Origin of the sequence: Pseudokineococcus marinus, from assembly GCF_013004605.1 — a bacterium.
Classification (GTDB): Bacteria; Actinomycetota; Actinomycetes; order Actinomycetales; family Quadrisphaeraceae; genus Pseudokineococcus; species Pseudokineococcus marinus.
The window spans coordinates 1-1,014 of the sequence record NZ_JABEMA010000574.1 but is presented as its reverse complement, the minus strand read 5'-3'; the positions used below and the strand labels follow the sequence as shown (position 1 = coordinate 1,014).

1 protein-coding gene is annotated in these 1,014 nt (G+C 80.7%); it reads right to left on the bottom strand.

Going from position 1 to position 1,014, the window contains the following annotated elements; all coding sequences use genetic code 11:
• Positions 1 to 1,014, bottom strand: a 1,014-nt coding sequence (locus tag HLB09_RS17580; RefSeq protein WP_281359519.1) for a transcription antitermination factor NusB, incomplete at both ends; no start/stop codon positions are given.

Below are 1,014 nucleotides of genomic sequence, written 5' to 3'. Positions count from 1 at the left end.
AGCGCCTGGGCGACGAGCCGGGCGCGGTGCTCGCTCACCTCGACGGCCGTGAGCCGGGCGCCGCGGGCGGCGCCCGCCGCGGAGAGCAGCGCCGCCTTGCCGCCGGGGCCGGCGCACAGGTCGAGCCACCGCTCGTCGCGACCCTCGAGCGGAGCGGCGGCGAGCGCGAGCGCCACGAGCTGGCTGCCCTCGTCCTGCACGCGGGCGCGGCCGTCGCGCACGGGCGCCAGCGCGCCCGGGTCGCCCTCCTCGAGCCGGACGGCCTGCGGCGACCAGGCACCGCTGGTGGTGCGCAGCACCGCGGCGCCGGCCGCCGCGACGAGCTCCTCGGGCGTGCTGAGCCCCGGCCGGGCGGCGAGCACGACCTCGGGGGCGGCGTTGTCGGCGCGCAGCAGCGCCTCGAGCTCGCCGACGTCGCGGCCGTGGGTGACGAGCGCCTCCCGCAGGGCGCGCACCACCCACGCCGGGTGGCTGTGGAGCACCGCCAGGCGCTCGGTCGGGTCGCCGTCCTCGGGCGCGACGCGTCCCGCCCAGGCGTCGCGGTCGTGCTCGGCCACCCGCCGCAGGACGGCGTTGGCGAAGCCGCCGGCGCCGGGGCCGACCCGGGTGCGCACGAGGCCGACCGTCTGGCTCACGGCCGCGTGCGGCGGCACGCGCGTCGCGAGCAGCTGGTGGACGCCCAGGCGCAGCGCGTCGAGCAGCGGCGGGTCGACCTGCGCGAGCGCGCGGTCGGTGCAGGCCGCGAGGACGGCGTCGTAGAGGCCGCGGCCGCGCAGCGTCCCGTAGGCGAGCTCGGTGGCGAGCGAGGCCTCGCGGGCGTCGAGGCGGTGCTTCCGCAGGAGCGCCGGCAGCACGAGGTTGGCGTAGGCGTCCTCCTCGCGGACGGCGGTGAGGACGTCGAAGGCGACCTCCCGCGCCGGCCCTCCGCCGCGCGAGCGCTGCGAGGGCTTCTGCGTCGACCAGCGCTGGCGGTCGGGGCCGCTGCGCCGCCCGGCCCCACCGCCGCGCCCGCCA